Source organism: Endozoicomonas sp. YOMI1, from assembly GCF_024606345.1.
In the GTDB taxonomy this organism is placed as follows: Bacteria; Pseudomonadota; Gammaproteobacteria; order Pseudomonadales; family Endozoicomonadaceae; genus Endozoicomonas.
Map to the genome: position 1 here is coordinate 1 of NZ_JAHHPM010000121.1, position 3,877 is coordinate 3,877.

Annotated in this window: 4 protein-coding genes; 3 read left to right on the forward strand and 1 reads right to left on the reverse strand. The window is 46.5% G+C overall.

The window, feature by feature from the left end; all coding sequences use genetic code 11:
• Window positions 1-411 precede the first annotated feature (411 nt).
• Together KDK15_RS04515 and KDK15_RS04520 are read left to right on the forward strand one after the other, a co-directional pair.
• The gene (locus tag KDK15_RS04515) at window positions 412-960 is read left to right on the forward strand and encodes a hypothetical protein (protein ID WP_257294173.1); all 549 of its coding nucleotides are present in this window, start codon (window positions 412-414) and stop codon (window positions 958-960) included.
• Between the two features lie 251 nt (window positions 961-1,211).
• The gene (locus KDK15_RS04520; RefSeq protein WP_257294174.1) at window positions 1,212-1,766 is read left to right on the forward strand and encodes a hypothetical protein; all 555 of its coding nucleotides are present in this window, start codon (window positions 1,212-1,214) and stop codon (window positions 1,764-1,766) included.
• Between the two features lie 319 nt (window positions 1,767-2,085).
• Here KDK15_RS04520 and KDK15_RS04525 read toward each other — a convergent pair whose 3' ends face one another.
• Window positions 2,086-3,324: an ankyrin repeat domain-containing protein gene (locus tag KDK15_RS04525; RefSeq protein WP_257294175.1), complete on the reverse strand. Its 1,239-nt coding sequence runs from the start codon at window positions 3,322-3,324 to the stop codon at window positions 2,086-2,088.
• 337 nt (window positions 3,325-3,661) lie between these two features.
• Between KDK15_RS04525 and KDK15_RS21160 the strand changes: the two genes are divergently transcribed.
• Window positions 3,662-3,793, forward strand: a complete 132-nt coding sequence (locus KDK15_RS21160; protein WP_373691335.1) for a helix-turn-helix domain-containing protein — start codon at window positions 3,662-3,664, stop codon at window positions 3,791-3,793.
• The last annotated feature ends 84 nt before the right edge of the window (window positions 3,794-3,877 follow it).

Consider the following 3,877-nt stretch of genomic DNA (forward strand, 5'->3'; position numbering starts at 1 on the left):
ACAGTCTTTATTCAGGGTATGGAGTTTACGCCCTTCGACTCCGCTCAGGACGAACAGACTTAGGAGGTCAATGAAGGAGCCCATCAATTTCATTCTGGCTATAGATTCTTTGGATGTTCTGTAATTTCTTGAGCATTCAGGTGGGTCATTTGAACTATTTCCTGTTTTATTGGTCCATTAAAAGCGTATTACTAAATTTCAAATTTATATGCTTTAAAGCTTGCATGCTTTAAAGCTTGCAAAAAGTCTTAAGTGTAACGGCCATGAAATCTTCGATCACATTGGGCAGTTCGCTTTTCGAAGATATAACCTGACGCTTTTCTGACGACCGCCAGACCCTGTGGGGTCTGAAATCAGGAGAGCATAAAACTTTACCTGAACAGCACCCCAAGTCTTAAAAAGGTAACAGGAATGAATAATCTATCTCCAACCAGTACTACTCCAGCAGTATATGTTCCGCAGCCAAAGGATGCTGAACAAGTCGGCCATGCTTTTGCTGGTGGCAAGGAGGTTAAACCCAGTGATATAGGCAAGGATCATTCTCAATGCCCGCCAAAAAACGCAGGGTATTCTTTTCAGGAAAGAACCATTGCATTGTTTTTTGGGGATCAGGTCACACTGATGAGTAAGAACATTGATGCCTCCCTGAGGGCTCCCGACTCTTTAATTCATTCTTATTACAATTTACCCAAGCTGGATGAGGTGCTACAAGTCGCTGTTGACACACTCTCCCATACCCTCAACCAGAACTGGTCAAAAGGTGATGCAATAGCAATGTCAGCTATAGCACACATGACCTTGGGATATCTTTGTCATCATCGCAATAAATCCCCGAGCGAAAGCGAAACAATCGAACAAAAAATCTCCGAGCTGAGACAATACGTTAATACGTTACAAAGCTATAAAAAGCGTATTAATTTAATAACAAAAATTCCGGCTCTCAGTCTACATAAGACTTGAATTTAGCCTTAACAAGTAAATAGGTCACCCATATATTTATTGATCACTCGTAAGCGGCTGGGGGGCAGGTGGGTCATTGAACTATGTTTTATTTTACTGGTAAAGACCTTAACTCAAAGCTATCCGCCTAAAAAGCTTAAGGTCTTGAGCGTATTGGCCATGGTATCTTCGATCACATCGTTCAGTCCGCTTTTTGAAGATATAACCTGACGCTTTTCTAACTGCCGCCAGACCCTATGGGGTCTGATAGCATGACAGCATATGCTTTCACTTGGCCAGCATGCCAAGTCTTAACACAATCAAAGAGGAAAACAGGAATGAATAACCTACCTCCAACCAGTACTACTCCAGCAGTATATGTTCCGCAGCCAAAGGATACTGAACAAGTCGGCCATGCTTTTGCTGATGGCAAGGAGGTTAAACCCAGTGAAACTGGCGATATTGGCAATGAATGTTCTAAATGCCCGCCAGAAAGCGCAGGGGGTTCTCTTCAGGAAAGAGCCGTTGCTTTGCCTCTTGCGAGGCTTGGTCCTGAGTCCTTTTTTAAGGCTCCCGGCTTTTCACTTACTTCCAGCCTGCCCAAGCTGGATGAGGTGCTGCAAGACGCTACAGAAATACTTTCCACCCCCCTCGACCAGAACTTGTCAGAATTTGATGCATTAACGATGGAAGGCAAAGTATACATGACAATGGGAGATCTCTATTTTCTCTCTGAATTCGCCAGCGAAAGCGAAAGGAAAATAATTGAACAGGAAATCTCCAAGCTACAACAATACAAAACAAAGCTGAAATCAGCGGATAAATAGTTTGACTAAAGTACATGGGCAAATGGTCTCGTTCCCACGGGTTCCCCGTGGGAATGCATACCGGAACCCGTTGTAATTTCCAATAGTTCATATCCTTGATCCCTGTCAGGTAATTTCTTGAGCTTGATCCGCTGCACCTGATTTCGACATTTTGTTATCTGATCCCCCATCAACCAACCGTTCAATGTGAGCACTTAAATGCGCTAACCTTGTTCCGGTCTCAGGTGAAAGGGCATCATAAGAGGCCGGTGGAGCTTCTTGGGTTGCTGCTGAATTAACCGCCACAAAAGACGATTAGCCGCCGATTAAACGACATTTGTTATGTAATTTTGAATAACTTCCGTATGGCATCCAGTAGCAACTCCACAGCCTTATCATGCCGGTTTATGGCAGCGATTCTGAGCGGGGTTATCTCCATCAGGGTTTCATCTTCTTTAACCGTGCAGGCGGAGTACAGCACTTCCCTGGCTTCTTTGCGGTTTCCATCATTCAGGAGCGTAGTCACGGCATCCAGCAACAGCTTCATTATCTCAATTTTTCCCTCACTGGCTGCAATATACAACTGTGTTGCTCCATCTTCTTTCCGGGGTTTCTTTAGTGCCGCCATAATGGCAGCCCCCCTTTTCTCCCCCGGTAACGCTGTCAACACTTTCATTAACTGCTCCACGCTTTGGTTATGCCCGCCCAGAACAGTACTCAAAAGCGGGAAGGCCTGAATCAGCTGATCCACGATGTCCCAGTGGACGTTATCAACAGCTGCGGTCAGTGGCGTCCTTTTGAATGTGGCGACCGCGCCTATCATTGCTTCGAAAGCAGCAATTTGTTGTTCTGATTCCTGGTAGTTATTCGCAGTACTCAGGAATGGCTCCACAACTTTTTGGTCGGCGGCATTCACCACAGCAGTGAAGGCTTTCCGCATTGCTGTTGCTGGCAGTCTGCCCACAGCATTCAGTAATTGCCCCACAACCTCGTGATGCCCTTTGCAAGCAGCCCAGTGCAGCGGTGTTGCTCCATATGCGTCCACGGCATGCATCACCTTCTGGATTGCATTAGTCCTTTCAGGTTCCGTCATTCTGTCCAAGGTATTCAGCAATTGCGCCACAACCTTCCGTTGATCGCTCTGGGCAGCCACGTGGAGCGCTGTTTCCCCGTCTTTGTTGGAGAGAGTCATTACCGTCGTGACTGCCTGGCAACGTTCAGATTCTGGCCAGGTCTCCAGAATTTTCAGCATCCGGGCGACAATGGTTGTTTGCCCGTTCCGGGCAGCACTCAAGATGGGGAAAGCCTTCAGAAGTTCTGCTACCTGCTCCTGTCCTTCGCTGGCCACAAAGGTATAGGAAAACCCGGTTTTACCGTCCTCACAGAGGCAATCCATAAGCCTGAGGATTGCATGATTCCTTGATACGTCTTCTGGTGCTTCTGGCAGCCTTCTCATGGCCGCCAGTATCTCCCCAAACAGATCGGCAGCGTTTACCCATGGCTTTTCTGTTTTTGCCAGTCTAAGCAAAGCGGCCAGCAACTCAGTAACGATCTTATGGTGGCCAAAAGCAGCAGCCATAATAAAGTGGTGTTATGTTCACCCATTGAGCCAACAACGCACAACTTGTTTTTTTATTCTGTTTATTTATCTTGTTTGTCTCGCCTGAGACAACTGGATTAAATTGCTAAAAACAATAGGGTCACTTGTTTCAAACCAAACAACCCCCTTGCGCATGAACCTTTATAGTCTATGTTTCTGACACACAAGAAAAAACCCGGATCATCGGAGTTGCACCTCCTACCGGGTTTCCTCTCAAACTATAAGCTATTGCTCGGGAAGCAGTATAGCAATGATTTCATTCGCGTACACGATCGGGGTGATGAGATTGATCCGAGTAGAAATACAGACAACAGGTATGGAAAACCTGAGCACTACGCAGAAGCTCTTGTTGATCGTGCTGGCAACCTACGCCAATGCTCAAGGAGAATGCTGGCCTAGAGTAGACCGGCGGAACTTCCCCGCCAGCCTCTCGCAGAACGGTACGTGAACCTCTCGATTCATACCGCTCCCATCGGTCAGGTTAATACCATAATCTTGAACCAATTTGATAGGAAGCTTGCAACCTTGCAGG

What these genes read in the sequence shown, in the direction of transcription:
- KDK15_RS04520 (WP_257294174.1), top strand. Translation starts at nt 1,212, where the DNA reads ATGACAGCATATGCTTTCACTTGGCCAGCATGCCAAGTCTTAACACAA.
- KDK15_RS04525 (WP_257294175.1), bottom strand. Translation starts at nt 3,324, where the DNA reads ATGGCTGCTGCTTTTGGCCACCATAAGATCGTTACTGAGTTGCTGGCC.
- KDK15_RS04515 (WP_257294173.1), top strand. Translation starts at nt 412, where the DNA reads ATGAATAATCTATCTCCAACCAGTACTACTCCAGCAGTATATGTTCCG.
- KDK15_RS21160 (WP_373691335.1), top strand. Translation starts at nt 3,662, where the DNA reads ATGGAAAACCTGAGCACTACGCAGAAGCTCTTGTTGATCGTGCTGGCA.